The 14,741-nt window shown below is 35.7% G+C and carries 14 protein-coding genes and 1 other RNA gene; 11 read left to right on the top strand and 4 right to left on the bottom strand.

The window, feature by feature from the left end; all coding sequences use genetic code 11:
• Positions 1–98 precede the first annotated feature (98 nt).
• Both H0S70_RS04930 and H0S70_RS04925 read left to right on the top strand, forming a co-directional pair.
• Positions 99–779, top strand: a complete 681-nt coding sequence (locus H0S70_RS04930) for a metal-dependent hydrolase (RefSeq protein WP_188321906.1) — start codon at positions 99–101, stop codon at positions 777–779.
• A gap of 58 nt (positions 780–837) precedes the next feature.
• Positions 838–1,650, top strand: coding sequence for an HNH endonuclease (locus H0S70_RS04925; protein WP_051872551.1), 813 nt, complete (start codon positions 838–840; stop codon positions 1,648–1,650).
• Between the two features lie 9 nt (positions 1,651–1,659).
• Here H0S70_RS04925 and ffs read toward each other — a convergent pair.
• Positions 1,660–1,757, bottom strand: an RNA gene (gene ffs, locus H0S70_RS04920) — signal recognition particle sRNA small type.
• Positions 1,758–1,830: 73 nt separating this feature from the next.
• Between ffs and H0S70_RS04915 the strand changes: the two genes are divergently transcribed.
• The 9 genes from H0S70_RS04915 (at position 1,831) to H0S70_RS04875 (ending at position 9,814) form a co-directional block, all read left to right on the top strand.
• Positions 1,831–2,409: a DUF4199 family protein gene (locus H0S70_RS04915; RefSeq protein WP_123247739.1), complete on the top strand. Its 579-nt coding sequence runs from the start codon at positions 1,831–1,833 to the stop codon at positions 2,407–2,409.
• A gap of 71 nt (positions 2,410–2,480) precedes the next feature.
• Positions 2,481–3,431 carry a glycosyltransferase family 2 protein gene (locus tag H0S70_RS04910; RefSeq protein WP_188321905.1) on the top strand — a complete coding sequence of 317 codons (951 nt, stop codon included), beginning with the start codon at positions 2,481–2,483 and terminating at the stop codon, positions 3,429–3,431.
• 36 nt (positions 3,432–3,467) lie between these two features.
• On the top strand, positions 3,468–4,169 hold the full coding sequence (locus H0S70_RS04905; protein WP_188321904.1) for a GIN domain-containing protein: 702 nt from the start codon (positions 3,468–3,470) through the stop codon (positions 4,167–4,169).
• Positions 4,170–4,241: 72 nt separating this feature from the next.
• Entirely contained in the window at positions 4,242–4,598 is a 357-nt protein-coding gene (locus H0S70_RS04900; RefSeq protein ID WP_123247736.1) for a four helix bundle protein, read from the top strand.
• Between the two features lie 82 nt (positions 4,599–4,680).
• Positions 4,681–6,399, top strand: coding sequence for a phospho-sugar mutase (locus H0S70_RS04895; protein ID WP_188321903.1), 1,719 nt, complete (start codon positions 4,681–4,683; stop codon positions 6,397–6,399).
• An 85-nt stretch (positions 6,400–6,484) separates the two neighbouring features.
• Positions 6,485–7,738 carry a pyridoxal phosphate-dependent aminotransferase gene (locus tag H0S70_RS04890; RefSeq protein ID WP_188321902.1) on the top strand — a complete coding sequence of 418 codons (1,254 nt, stop codon included), beginning with the start codon at positions 6,485–6,487 and terminating at the stop codon, positions 7,736–7,738.
• 3 nt (positions 7,739–7,741) lie between these two features.
• Positions 7,742–8,476 (top strand): 3-deoxy-manno-octulosonate cytidylyltransferase, encoded by a 735-nt coding sequence (kdsB, locus tag H0S70_RS04885; RefSeq protein WP_188321901.1) that lies wholly within the window; start codon positions 7,742–7,744, stop codon positions 8,474–8,476.
• A gap of 57 nt (positions 8,477–8,533) precedes the next feature.
• Complete coding sequence (locus H0S70_RS04880; RefSeq protein ID WP_188321900.1) at positions 8,534–9,196, top strand: LolA-like protein; 663 nt, start codon at positions 8,534–8,536, stop codon at positions 9,194–9,196.
• Positions 9,197–9,244: 48 nt separating this feature from the next.
• Positions 9,245–9,814 (top strand): glutathione peroxidase, encoded by a 570-nt coding sequence (locus H0S70_RS04875; protein ID WP_188321899.1) that lies wholly within the window; start codon positions 9,245–9,247, stop codon positions 9,812–9,814.
• Between the two features lie 46 nt (positions 9,815–9,860).
• Here H0S70_RS04875 and H0S70_RS04870 read toward each other — a convergent pair whose 3' ends face one another.
• The 3 genes from H0S70_RS04870 to H0S70_RS04860 form a co-directional block, all read right to left on the bottom strand.
• Positions 9,861–11,315, bottom strand: a complete 1,455-nt coding sequence (locus H0S70_RS04870) for an LptF/LptG family permease (protein WP_188321898.1) — start codon at positions 11,313–11,315, stop codon at positions 9,861–9,863.
• A gap of 72 nt (positions 11,316–11,387) precedes the next feature.
• Positions 11,388–12,035, bottom strand: a complete 648-nt coding sequence (locus H0S70_RS04865; protein WP_188321897.1) for a LolA family protein — start codon at positions 12,033–12,035, stop codon at positions 11,388–11,390.
• Positions 12,036–12,096: 61 nt separating this feature from the next.
• Positions 12,097–14,586 (bottom strand): FtsK/SpoIIIE family DNA translocase, encoded by a 2,490-nt coding sequence (locus tag H0S70_RS04860; RefSeq protein WP_188321896.1) that lies wholly within the window; start codon positions 14,584–14,586, stop codon positions 12,097–12,099.
• Positions 14,587–14,741 lie beyond the last annotated feature (155 nt).

The following is a 14,741-nucleotide window of genomic DNA, read 5'->3' as shown; positions in this document are numbered from 1 at the left end:
AATCTTTATTTATCTTAAATATGATCGAGACAGTTTTTATTTGTTTCGTAATTAATATGTTTACTTCTATTTAAAACTAAATTTAATACCTAAAAAAAATGAAAATACAATACCTCGGACAAAACTGTTTTTTGTTCACTTATAACGGAAAAAATATTTTAACAGATCCTTTTTACAACTTCGGGAAAGAAGAATCGGGATTCGATATTTCTGCACAAAATATTGATTATGTGCTCATTACTCACGCTCATGGCGATCATACTGCTGATGTGAAAGAAGTTTTGCAACATCATCCGGAAGCGGCGGTGATTGGTCAACCGGAAATTTGCGGATATTTTGCTCATCCAAATTCCATTGATATCAATTTTGGCGGATCTGCAAAGATTGATGATTTGAAGATTTCGATGGTTCCCGCAAGTCATACGAGCTCTTTTCCAGATGGAACTTATGGCGGAGAACCTTGCGGATATATTTTCAGATTTCCTGGAAAAAACATCTATTTTGCAGGCGATACCGGCGTGATCGCGGACATGGCATTGTTCCCACAACTATTCGGAAACATTGATTTGGCGGTACTTCCAATTGGTGCGCATTACACCATGTGTGCAAGAACAGCAAGTTTTGCCGCTGCTGAATTATTGAAAACGAAAAAAGTTATTGGTTGTCATTTCGACACTTTTCCGCCAATTAAAATCAATCACGAAGAAGCGAAAGAACTTTTTGCAGAACGGAATATCGATTTTGCTTTACCGCAATTGGGAGAGGAATTTGAAATTTAATTTATACTTCGCCAATACCCTGCGTTATTTTTTGTATTTTTGTTGAAAATTTAGAAATATGATTAAGAAAAATGAAGAAATTTGGAAGGAGTATCCTTTAAATTTGGGATTTGCAACTGATTTTAGAATCGAGTTTTCAAATTTGGGTAGAATGAAGACGTTTTCTAGACTTGCTCCAAAAGGAAATATTATTAGTGGTTCCTTACAAGGCGGTTTTCCCATTTTCAGAACTACATTTACGGATGAACTCAAACCTAAAGATGCCGAAAAACTTCAAGAACTCGATAAAGAGATTGCCGAACTTAATGCCGAAATTAAAAACTTTGGATTAAAATCACCTATCGAGAATAAATCCGAAAACTTGCGTGATAAACTAGATGATTTAAAGAAAAGAAGAGCTGAACTCGTTAAGACAAGGTCAAAACTTAATAAAAAGTTTAGAAAGAAAGTCTCAAAATATGTAGCGATTTTGGTTCATAAAGCGATTGCGGAATTATTTATAGGAAAGCCTTTAGATGAGTCTAGAAAGTTTGTAATTCACCACGATTTCGATAAGTTAAATAATAATGTGGAAAATTTAGGATGGGCAAATCAGGAAGAATTAACCGAACGCCAAATGAAACATCCGAAAGTCATTTTGAACCAATTCAAAAAGCAATTCGAAGATAAAAAACCGAATGTAAGAAGTAGCAAACTCTCGGAAAACGACGTGCTTTTCATCAAATCAAAATTGGGAAAAAAAGGAGTGACGATGAAGAAATTGGCACATCAGTTTGGGGTTTCAGAAATGCAGATTCACCGCATCAAAACGGGAGAAAACTGGAGCCACGTAAAAACAGTGAGTGAACTAAAAGCAGAAATGCAAAAATAAAGAAACAAAAAATGGCAAGCTACCTAAATCACACCGCTACAACCGTTTACCTTTGCTGCGTTCCCACCCTGGAGGATTCACAGGAGCTGGTTGTTTAGGACTTGCCGATGCAAAGATAAGGGTTTAATTCAAAATTCAAAAATCTAATTCAAAAAAAATTAAAAATTATAATACTCGGATATGGTAAAAAACGTCTATGCAGTTGGTTTTATGTTGTTTATAGCGACAATGGTCCTCTTTTTTGGGATGTATTTTTTCGGGATGAATGTTGATTTTTTCAACAATTCAATGCTTTTGAATGCATTTTTGCTTCCGGTGGTGTACGTTGCCGGAGCATATTATTCCGTAACTTCTGCAAAAAAATTAGGATTTCCAATGGGATTTCGGGCAGTTTTTGGAAGCGCTTTCAAACCGATGTTTATCGGAGGATTGTTTTCGATGCTCACAATCTTCGCTTTTCTGAATTTTGTAGATCGAGATGCAAAAGATTTACTTAATTTTCAATACATCGAAAGACAGAAAACGGAACTCAACAACGAGTATGAAAAGGCAAAGATTGGCCTAAAAGAGGAAGCTGAAAGAAAGGAGCTCGAGAAAAATTACCAAGCCAGACTTCAGAGTTTTTCTCCGGAAATGATTAAAGACAAAGACATGTTTTCGTTTCGCCAGTTTACCTACTATTTCGGAGCAGTTATGGTTTTTTACGTAATTTTATCCGTGTTTTTCGGAAGCTTTTTCCGAAGCAGAATCGAAGAGTAAATATCTCATTATCAATTATTTTAATTAAAACTTATATTGTTCGACCGAACAGTGAAAATATAAAAAATTCAATGAATTTATCCATCATCATACCGCTTCTTAATGAAGAAGAATCTCTTGAAGAATTGTTTTCAAGAATTGATTTGGTTTGCAAAACCGAAAATTTATCCTACGAAATTTGGTTTGTAGACGACGGAAGTACCGATCTTTCGTGGAGTATTATCGAAAATTTGAAGGTGCAGAATCCGCAGATTCACGGGATTAAATTTTCTAGAAATTACGGGAAATCTCAGGCACTTCACGCAGCTTTTGAAAGAGCAAACGGCGATGTAGTTATTACTATGGATGCTGATTTACAGGATTTTCCAGAAGAAATTCCGGAATTGTACGAGATGGTAAAAAACGAAAATTACGACATTGTTTCCGGCTGGAAGAAAAAGCGCTTCGATAATGTGATGACCAAAAATCTTCCTTCAAAACTCTTCAATGCAGCTGCCAGAAAGGTTTCGGGAGTTGAACTTCACGATTTCAATTGTGGTTTGAAAGCTTATAAAAAACAAGTGGTAAAATCCATAGATGTTTATGGTGATATGCACCGGTATATTCCGGTTTTAGCTGCCAATGCAGGTTTCCGGAGAATTACCGAAAAAGAAGTGAAACATCAGGCAAGACCTTATGGTACATCAAAATTTGGAACTGAACGATTTATTCGTGGATTTTTAGATTTAGTAACGCTCTGGTTTGTAAGTCGTTTCGGAGGAAGACCGATGCATTTCTTCGGCGCTGTGGGCACTTTGATGTTTATCATTGGATTTTTATCAGCACTTTGGCTCGGAATTTCAAAATTAATCGATGTTTCGAGAGGAATTTATGGGCACCTTTTGACCAATAATGCCTGGTTTTTCATTGCTTTAACGATGATGTTGATGGGAACTTTGCTCTTCATCGCAGGATTTTTGGGTGAAATGATTATCAGATCGAACCGCGAACACAAAAATTATAATATCGACGAAGTGATTTAAGATTTGTCTAAAAAAATAGAACTTAAAGAAAAACTTATGAAAAAGCTGTTTTTTCTCCTCTTGATATTTTCCGTGATTTCTTGTGGAAAAATTTCACCAAAAGGTAATATTGAAAGCAAAGATATTCCGTTGGAAGAATTTGTGAATCTCAATGTCAAAGGAAAGTTTCGGTTGTTTTACATCCATTCTGATAAGAATTTTGTAAATGTGGAAACTTATCCAAATATCATCAATAATTTAAAGATTAATGTGAAAGATAAAACTTTAAACATTGAAGAAAAAAGAGAAACGCAATCAGTTGATTTTTATAATATTACCATTTATTCAAAGTATAATTTAGAAAGGGTTTCCATTTCAGATTCTGTTGAAATGAACATTTCTAGTGAAATAAAAACCGATAATTTTAAATTAAATTTAAAAAATAATGCTAAATTTATTGGGTCGGTAAATTCTCGAAGAGCAGAAGTGGAAATGACGCAGAAAAGCCGCGCCAATTTTTTAGGAAAAACCAAAGATGCAGTGATAAAAATAGCTGATACAGCAAGTTTGATCGCTCCTTATTGGTTCATTGATAACTTGAAAATCGATTCCAAAAACGGAAATTATGCTGAAGTAAATGTGAAAGATTCATTGAAAGGAGATATCAAAAACACAGCGAAATTTGTGTATTACAACGATCCAATCAGAGCTTTCAAGATTGAGAAAACAGCGAACGTGAATAATAAAGAATTGAAATAGCTGTAGGCTGGAAGATGGAAGCTGGAAGAGGGAGGAATGAAAGGAAAGATGTATTAAAATTAATATTTTAGAATGAGTTTCAAATTTGAAAGATTAATTATTTGGCAAAAATCGATGGATTTTGGTGAAGAAATTCATAGTTTGTCGGATACTTTTCCTCAAAAAGAAATTTATAATTTGACTTCTCAAATTAAAAGAGCTGGTGATTCAATCGCTTTGAATATTGCTGAAGGTTCTATTTTGCAATCTAATGCTGAATTCAAAAAGTTTTTGGGATATTCAATTCGTTCCTTAGCCGAAGTCGTAACTTGCTTGTATAAAGCTGAAAGAAGAAATTACTGCGATAGAGAAAAATTTAATAAATTATATAATGATAGCTTTAATCTTATGAATCAGATTATTGCTTTCAGAAATCAATTAAAAAATTAAAATAAATGTTTAACAAATGGAAATGAGTTTGTGAAGTTTAAAAACTTCCATCTTCGAGCTTCCATCTTCTAAGTAAAAAAATATGACAACTTTAGAAAAAGCAAAACTCTGGCTTACAGATACTTTCGACGAAGAAACCAAAAGAACCATCCAAAATTGGATTGATACCAATTCTGACGAACTGGAAGATTCTTTTTACCGAGACTTGGAGTTCGGAACCGGCGGAATGCGCGGTGTAATGGGAGTTGGAACCAATCGTCTTAATAAATATACATTGGGACAAGCTACACAAGGCTTGGCAAATTATCTACATGCCCAGTTTCCTGGCGAAGAAATAAAAGTCGCAATCGCGTATGACGTACGAAATAATTCCAAAGAATTTGGGAAAATGTGTGCAGATGTGCTTACTGCAAACGGAATCAAAGTTTTGTTGTTTAAAGAACATCGCCCGACTCCCGAACTTTCTTTTACCGTTCGCGACAAGAAATGTAATGCAGGAATTGTTCTGACAGCTTCTCACAACCCGCCTGAATATAATGGTTATAAGGTGTATTGGAACGACGGAGCACAAATTGTTCCTCCTCATGACGATGCGATTATTAAGGAAGTTTATGCAGTGAAATTCGATGAAATCAAATTCAATGGAAACGATGAATTAATCGAATGGATCGGAGAGGAGCAAGACGGCGTTTATATCGATGCATGTATTGAAAATTCCCTTTATCAAAAGGATAAAACGGGATATGATAATCTCAATATCGTATTTACTTCCATTCACGGAACTACTTACACCACCATTCCGAAAGCTTTGCGCAAAGCAGGTTTCCAGAAAATTGATTTGGTTAAAGAGCAGATGATTCCAAGTGGAAATTTCCCAACGGTAGTTTCCCCGAATCCGGAAGAACCTGCAGCGTTGGAAATGGCGATGGATTTGGCAAGAATTACCAACGGAGATATCGTAATCGGAACAGATCCGGACGGTGACCGTTTGGGAGTTGCGGTGAGAAATTTAGATGGGGAATTACAACTTTTAAATGGAAATCAATGCAACACGATTCTTACTTATTATATCTTGGATCAATGGAAAAAAGCTGGAAAAATCACTGGAAAAGAGTTCATCGGTTCGACGATTGTGACTTCCGATGTCTTCATTGATATCGCTAAAAAATTCGGTGTTGATTGCAAAATTGGGTTAACCGGATTTAAGTGGATAGGAAAAATGATCCGCGATTTTGAAGGTAAAGAAAAATTCATTTGCGGGGGTGAAGAAAGTTTCGGATTCATGACCGGAGATTTCGTTCGCGACAAAGATTCTTGCGGATCTGTTTTGCTGGCTTGTGAAATCGCAGCTTGGTGCAAAGCTAATGGCAAAACCATGTATCAGTACATGATCGATATTTACAAAGAAATCGGAATGTATTACGAAGGACTCATCAATGTAGTAAGAAAGGGAAGATCAGGAGCAGATGAAATTAAACAAATGATGACCGATTTCCGCGAAAATCCACCAAAAGAAATCGCAAATTCAAAAGTTGTTGAAGTACGAGATTATCTTGAACAAACTTCATTAAATCTTTTAAATAACGAAAAATCGGTGATGGACGGGATTCCAAAATCCAATGTATTGATCTATTATACCGAAGATGGAACCAAAGTTTGCGTTCGTCCTTCAGGAACAGAACCGAAAATAAAATTCTATGTTTCTGTGAAAGATTCTATCGTTTCTGAGCAGGATTTCAAAGAAAAATTAGTGCTTTTAGATCAAAAAATAAATCAAGTAAAAGCAGATTTAAACTTGTAATATCGACTCAATCATCAATTAATACAAAGAAAGCGGTAACTTTTCTTATTGCCGCTATTTTTTAATCAACTAATAAATAAGCCACGTGAAAGTATCCAAAATCGCCCAAAACCTCATTGGTTCAGAAATTATCAAAATCGGAAATCAAGTCAACGAATTAAAAGCTCAAGGAGCTGAAATTGCCAACCTAACTATTGGTGATTTAGATTCCAATATTTATCCGATTCCGGCGCAACTGAAAGAAGAAATTCAGAAAGCATATCAAAATAATTTAACAAATTATCCGCCAGCAAACGGACTTTTATCCTTACGAAAATCAGTTTCCAAAGACTTAAAAAATCGTTGGAATCTCGAATATTCTGCCGAAGAAATTTTAATTGCAGGTGGCTCTAGACCGCTGATTTATGCCACTTTCAAAACTATTGTGGACGATGGGGACAAGGTAGTTTATCCGATTCCGTCTTGGAATAATAATCATTATGCGTACTTAACCAACGCCGAAAAAATTGAAGTAGAAACTTCGCTTTCCAACAATTTTCTACCAACTGCTGAAGATTTAAAACCTCATTTGGAAGGTGCGGTTTTGTTGGCGCTTTGTTCTCCGTTGAACCCAACTGGGACGATGTTTACAAAAGAACAACTTACCGAAATTTGTAAATTGGTTTTAGAAGAAAACAAAAAACGTGGCGAAAATGAGAAACCTCTTTATTTGATGTATGATCAAATTTATGCGATGCTCACTTTCGGGCAAAAACATTTCAACCCGGTTTCTCTATTTCCTGAACTCAAAGAATACACGATTTTTATCGATGGAACTTCAAAATGTTTCGCTGCAACAGGCGTTCGCGTTGGTTGGAGTTTCGGACCTGCAGCAGTAATCGACAAAATGAAAGCTTTGCTCGGACACGTTGGTGCATGGGCTCCAAAACCTGAACAACAGGCGGTTTCCACATTTTTAAATGATACCGAAAGTGTAGAGCTATTTGTAAATGATTTCAAGGGAAAAATCGCAGAAAGTCTTTCCGTTCTTCACCACGGAATTCAGGATATGAAATCCCGCGGATTTGCTGTCGAAAGTATTCAACCGATGGGAGCTTTGTACTTAACCATCGAGCTTAATTATCTTGGGAAAACTAAACCAGATGGTTCATCAATTGTAGATTCGTCCGATCTTGTTTTTTACCTGATTAATGAAGCCGGTGTTGCGTTAGTTCCGTTTTCGGCTTTTGGTAATTCACGAAATATGCCTTGGTTCAGGGCTTCTGTTGGTGGTTTGTCCTTAAATGAAATTCAAAAAATGTTGCCACGATTAGAAAACGCACTTTCAAAACTAAGCTAATTGATGAAAATTATAGCTGTAATTCCTGCGAGATACCAAGCCAGCCGGTTTCCCGGAAAACTGATGCAAGTTTTGGGCGAAAAAACCGTGATTGCTACTACTTATCAAAACGTGGTAGAAACCGGTTTGTTCGATGAAGTTTTTGTCGCTACAGATTCTGAGATTATTTTTAAAGAAATCATTAAAATCGGTGGAAATGCTGTGATGACCGGCGAGCATGAAACGGGAAGCGACCGAATTGCAGAAGCCGTTCGCGATATTGAGTGCGATATCGTAGTAAATGTTCAGGGAGACGAACCTTTCTTGAAAACTGAACCACTGAAACAGTTAATTTCGGTTTTTAATGATGATTTCGAGGAGAAAATTTCTTTAGCTTCATTGAAAATTCAATTAAAAAACAAGGAAGAAATCGAGAATCCAAACAATGTGAAAGTAATCACCGATAATGATGGTTTTGCGCTATATTTCAGCCGTTCGGTAATTCCTTATCCGCGAGAAATTCATCCGGATGTTGCTTATTTTAAGCATATTGGCGTGTATGCATTCAGGAAAAATGCTTTACTCAATTTCGCGCAATTGACTATGAAACCTTTAGAAATTTCTGAAAAAATCGAATGCATCCGGTATTTGGAATATGGCATGAAAATCAAAATGATTGAAACGGATTTTGTGGGAGTTGGCATTGATGTTCCTGAAGATTTGGAAAAAGCAAGAGCAATTTTGAGCGCAGGAATTTAATTATGGCTTACTTAAATTCAAAAAGTATATATTTGAAAAAATAAATTGATTGATTGAATGAAAAAGATCGTATTGGTGTTGATGATATTGGTGAGTGGAATTATTTCTGCACAAACTGCCAAAGAAATTATCGACCAAAATATAGAAAAATCGGGTGGATTAACTAATTGGAAACTGTTGAATTCCATTATTTTACAAGGTAAACTCACGCTAGGAATCAATGATTCTTATCCGATAAAAATTTATCAACAAAGACCAAACTTGACCAAAACCGTAATCACCATTAATAAAAAAGAAACGGCGATCGAAGGTTACGACGGAAAAAAAGGTTACGCGATGAATTACGCGACCAATAAACTTCAGGAATATCCGAACTACAACGCGGAAAGTTTCGATACCGATTTTATCGATTGGGAAAACAAAGGTTTTGAAGCCAAATATCTTGGAAAAGAAAAAGTTGGCGAAATTTATTGTCACAAAGTTGAATTGACCAAAAATGTCAACAAAACCATTTATTATTTCGATACCAAAAATTATATGTTGTTGAAGGAAGTAAAAAGCGATGAAACCCTTTCGTACAGCGATTATAGAAAAGTCGGTAGTTTGCTAATGCCTTACAAAATTGAGGCTTCTTCACAGAAAAAAGACAGCGATTATGTGATGATTCTCAACACTATAGAAACCAATAAAGCTTTGCCTGCAAATACTTTTAAGTTTTAATAAAAGAATTTTCACAAGAAAATTTTTCACAATAATAAACCTTTAATTATGAAAAAAATATTCATTCTTCTTTTATCAGCTGCAGCTTTTTTGCAAAATTGTACCCAACAGAAGAAGGAAGTTTCACAGGATAAAAATGTTATTATGAAAAGCATTTACGACTACAGAGTAGAAGGTTTGGACGGTAAAGAAATTAATTTTGCTGATTTTAAAGGGAAGAAAATTCTCATTGTGAACACCGCTTCCGAATGTGGATTTACACCGCAATACGCTGATCTAGAAACACTTTCCAAGGATTACAAAGATAAATTGGTGGTCATTGGTTTCCCAGCCAATAATTTCGGAGGCCAGGAACCGGGTAATAATGCTGAAATTGGTGCTTTTTGTCAAAAAAATTATGGGGTAAGTTTTCCGATGGCTGCAAAAGTTTCGGTAAAAGGTGATGATACTGCACCAATTTTCAAATATCTCACGGATAAAGATTTGAACGGTGTAAAAAATACCACCATCCTCTGGAATTTTACCAAGTTTTTGCTGGATGAAAACGGAAAATTAATTGATAGTTTCATAAGTACTACCAAGCCAACAGACGACGCAATTACCAAATATTTAAAATAAAAAAAGCCGCAATTTTTGGAAATTGCGGCTTTTCTTTTCTTCATTTTTATCGATATCTCTCGTGTTCTTTATTTTTCGTAAATCGATCGGTAATTGGTTTGAATAAACTTTTATATTTCTCGATATCAAATAGTTGCGAATCGGTAAGTGCTTTGTAAGTAAGCCACGCACCGAAAGGGAAAAGAACCATATTTGGGAGCCATGCCGCTACGTAAGGATCCAATTTTCCGGACCAAGCCATGTTTTCTACCGAGAGATTCATAACATAAAAAATAATGAAAACCACGATAGCCATGACCACCGGAAGTCCCAAACCTCCTTTTCGGATAATTGATCCTAAACTCGCGCCAATTAAGAAGAAAATAAGACATGTTACCGAATAAGCGAAAATACGTTGTTGGTATAAAATAACCCGCGAAAAATAGCCGTGAAGCTCTTTTATTTGGGAACTCTTACTGGTGTTCAAACTCTTGATTCCGTCGATTTTGTTGTACGCGGAATACAATAATTCTTCCCTCTTCTTTTGTTCTAAACTTTCTATCGTAGGAGCAGCAACGATTTTTCCTTTTAATTTTGTTTTATCGATATAGCTCACAAAACCGTTGGTTTGGTTGATCAGTTCATTGCTGATGTTGCCAATTACATTATCATTTTCTTTTTTAGCTTTTTCAATGGTGGAATTGAGTTCGATGAAATTTTGAAACGAATAATCATCGGTAATTTTTTGAGATTCTAAAGCTTTATTAATTATATCTGAAATATTAAAATGTGAAACCAAAGTATCGAATTTAATCGCTTGATCCGGTTGTTTCAATCTTTGGTTGTAATCTGAATTAGAAATATTATCTTCAAAAATATGCCCATTGAAAAGCACCAATTTCAAGAAATTTCGGTTGGTGGCAGGAACAAATTTTCCTTTTTCGGCGACAATTGATTGTTGGTTTTCGAAAGAATTTGCCATTTTGTGAATAAAAACGCCCTCCAAATTTTCACCATTCTCGCCGGAAATTTTATCGAACTTTACACTGTAACCTGGAATTTGTTGGATAAATTGCCCGGGTGTGAAATTGAGAGCCGGTTTTGTCGCAGCGATATTGTAGAGCATATTTTTGGCTTTCCGCTGGAAATCGGGAATTACATTATTTGAAAATATAAAAAGGAATAGCGAAAAAATAAAGGCAACCCCAAACAAAGGCAACATAATTCTTGTTAATGAAATTCCTGCTGCTTTCATCGCGGCAAGTTCGTACCTTTCCCCAAAATCGCCAAAAGTCATGATGGAGGCGAGCAAAATCGTAAGTGGAAGAACCAACTGGACGACATTCGCCGAAAGGTAGGAAAGCAACTTCAGAATTTCCCAGTAACTAAGACCTTTTCCTGTGAATTGGGCCAATCGGATCCAGATGATGTTCACCACGAAAATGAAAAACAATACACTGAAAATAAAAAGAAACGGGCCGAAAAAAGTTTTAATGACGTAGCCGTCGAGTTTTTTTATCATGCACCAAATTTACCAAAAAAGTTTTTAAAAATTCACAGAAAAAAATCCTCCCAAATTGAGAGGATTTTGTGATTATAACTCGGTTATGAGATAGTTTTTGTATTGATTTTTGTCGAAGGAAAACATCGAGTTGCTCAATGTTTGGTTTTCTTTGTAATCGCTGATTGCTATTACAGAAACCGAATTGTCGGTTGAAAATTGCTCTAGTTTTACCAATTGTTTTTTCGCATCATTCACGAAAAGGTTAACCTCTTTAATTCCGTTATTCTTCGTTGGAATCAATTTAATATGGTCAGTTTTTACGCCATTTACGGTAATTTTTCCGAGATATTTTACGTTGTATCCTTTTTTATATTCTTCTACATAATTCAGTGGAGAAAATATTTGAGAATCTGGCGTTGGTTTAGCAACCGTCACTTCCTGATCTTCGCCGGAGATATTGTAAACCTTGTTCCCATCGAAAATCTGTTCTGTTCCCATGATTTTCAATTTGTATTTATCTTGGGCAGAGTAGAAGACGCCGGGTTCGGTTTTGGTTACTTTCTTGTTATGGCCGGTCCCGTAAACAAACTTAAAGTAGACATTATTTTTTGCTTTATAGTTACTGGAAACTGCATCGAGAATTGATTTTGCTTTCGCATCGATTTTCTGTGCAGAAAATGTTGCAGCTGTTCCCAAAACGAAAACTCCAACAGTAATTTTTTTTAATATATTCTTCATTTCTTTTATTTTTTGGATGTAAGCTTTTCTCTAAAGTTAAACCGTTGTTTAAAGTTTTACATTATTTGCGCAATTCTTCCAAAAATTGTTCCAAAGAATTCAAATCACTGATTAACACTTCCCTTGCTTTTGCCCCATTGAAGCCGCCTACAATTCCGCTGGCTTCCAATTGATCCATAATTCTACCGGCTCGGTTGTAACCCAATTTCAGTTGTCTTTGCAACATGGAAGTAGATCCTTGCTGTGTGGAAACAACGATTCTTGCCGCATCTTCGAAAAGGGCATCTTTTTCATTTGGATCGAAAGCACCAACGGTTGAAGTTGACTCTTCACTAGAATATTCTGGAAGCATAAATGCGCTTGCGTAACCTTTCTGTTCACCGATGAATTCTGCAATTTTTTCAACTTCGGGAGTATCGACAAATGCGCATTGTAGCCTTAAAATTTCGTTTCCATTAAAATAAAGCATATCACCTTTTCCGATCAATTGATCTGCTCCCGGAGAATCTAAAATCGTTCTTGAATCTACACTCGAAATCACACGGAACGCTGCTCTTGCCGGGAAATTCGCCTTAATCATACCTGTAATTACATTCACAGAAGGACGTTGAGTCGCAACGATTAAGTGAATTCCAACTGCTCTTGCTAATTGAGCCAATCTTGCAATCGGAAGTTCTACTTCTTTTCCTGCGGTCATAATTAAATCTGCAAATTCGTCAACCACCAAAACGATATAAGGTAAATAGCGATGTCCGTTTTCAGGATTGAGTTTTCTTTCGGAAAATTTCTTGTTGTATTCTTTTAAGGTTTTACAAAATGCATTTTTAAGCAAATCATATCGTTGATCCATTTCTATACAAAGCGAATTCAGCGTATTGATTACCTTGTGAGTATCGGTAATAATCGCGTCGTCACCATCCGGAAGTTTTGCCAAATAATGTCTTTCAATTTTGGAATAAAGCGAAAGTTCCACTTTTTTCGGATCCACCATTACAAATTTCAATTCGCTCGGATGTTTTTTGTAGAGTAGGGAAGTGAGGATCGCATTAATTCCTACTGATTTTCCTTGTCCGGTTGCACCTGCCATCAATAAATGAGGCATTTTTGCTAAATCTGCCATGAAAATTTCGTTCGAAATCGTTTTTCCGAAAACCACCGGCAAATCCATATCGGTATTCTGGAATTTCTGCGAAGCAATCACACTTCGCATCGAAACCATCGAAGGATTTTTTCTTGGAACTTCAATTCCGATGGTTCCTTTTCCCGGCATTGGTGCGATAATTCGAATTCCGAGAGCGGAAAGATTCAGCGCGATATCGTCTTGTAATTTTTTAATGGAAGCTACTCGGATTCCGGCTTCAGGAACGATTTCGTATAAAGTTACGGTTGGTCCTACCGTCGCTTTTATTTCAGCAATTCCAACATTGAAATTCTTTAGAAGTCCAACAATTTTATTCTTATTTTCTTCTAATTCGTCCCGGTTGATTGAAATTTCTTCGTTTCCGTAATCCCTTAGCAAATCGATCGTCGGCATTTGGAATTTCGCAAGATCTAATTTGTGATCGTAAAGCCCGTGTTTATCAATAAGTTCCTGTGATTTCTGATCGGTTTCATCCAAAATATCCATCGTTTTTGCAACTTCTACTTTGAATTCGATGTTATCTGTTTTTGGAGTTGGAGTAGTTGTTGGATTTAAATTGATTTCAGCCGCGGAAGTTTCGGTTACCGTGATTTTTTGTGGAATTTCTCCTTCATCGAAGGTCGTTTTATTGGGAGTTTTAATCGTTTCAAAATCATTACTAATTTCGACCTCAGGAAAACCTTTCACTGGAATTTCTACGGGAGTCACCGGCGCAGAAGTTGGAGAAACGATATTTGTTTTTTCAGTATCAACTTTAGCAATTTCTTCTAATTCCTCGTCTGCTTCGAAGTTTTCAGAACTTGGCATCATTGCTTTTACTTTTCCTAAAGTATTTTCATTCAAATCATTAAGTTTCGATTTGATATTTTTTGGGTTTAAATTAAATTCTAAAACAAAATAAAGAGCAATACTTACAATAAGAACCAGCCAAAGTCCTGCAGTTCCGATTACCGAATTTAGAAAATCCATAATTTGGAAACCATATACGCCGCTTAAAACACCTTCACCTTTCGTAATTGCGCCCATAAAAATAGGCAACCAACAAATGAAAAACAGAGAATGGCCAAAGGTTTTCCAAGGTTTGAAATAATTTTTTTTCATAATCATCGTTCCGAAAACAAAAAAAATAAATGCTACCGCAAATGCAGCAATACCAATGCTTTCGAAAATGAAAAGATCGCCTAACCAATCGCCGATTTTACCGAAAACATTCGAAGATTTCACAGTTTTATCGAGCATCGTACCAGCTTGGCTTTGATCCGCTTTCCAATTCAATAGATATGAAACGAAAGAAAAAGTAAGCACAATAGAAATAAGAACGAACAACACACCAAAAAAAATACGTGGTTTTGATAAGATTTTACTTTGTTCGGAAGTAGATTTCGGAGCTTTTTTAGTGTTTTTTTCCATAATATCAATGAGGGCAAATTTAATAATAATTTTAAGAAATTGTGACCAAGTTTTCAGTTTTATTTAGCATTAAAATGTTGAACTTTTCTCTATTTTTCTTTAAATTTTTAATAGTAATGAGAAATAAATGGTGATTTTTAAATTGATGACAAATT

Source organism: Chryseobacterium manosquense (assembly GCF_014623485.1).
Lineage (GTDB): Bacteria > Bacteroidota > Bacteroidia > Flavobacteriales > Weeksellaceae > Kaistella > Kaistella haifensis.
The sequence above is the reverse complement of the archived record's forward strand: the minus strand, read 5'-3'. Positions and strand labels throughout refer to the sequence as shown.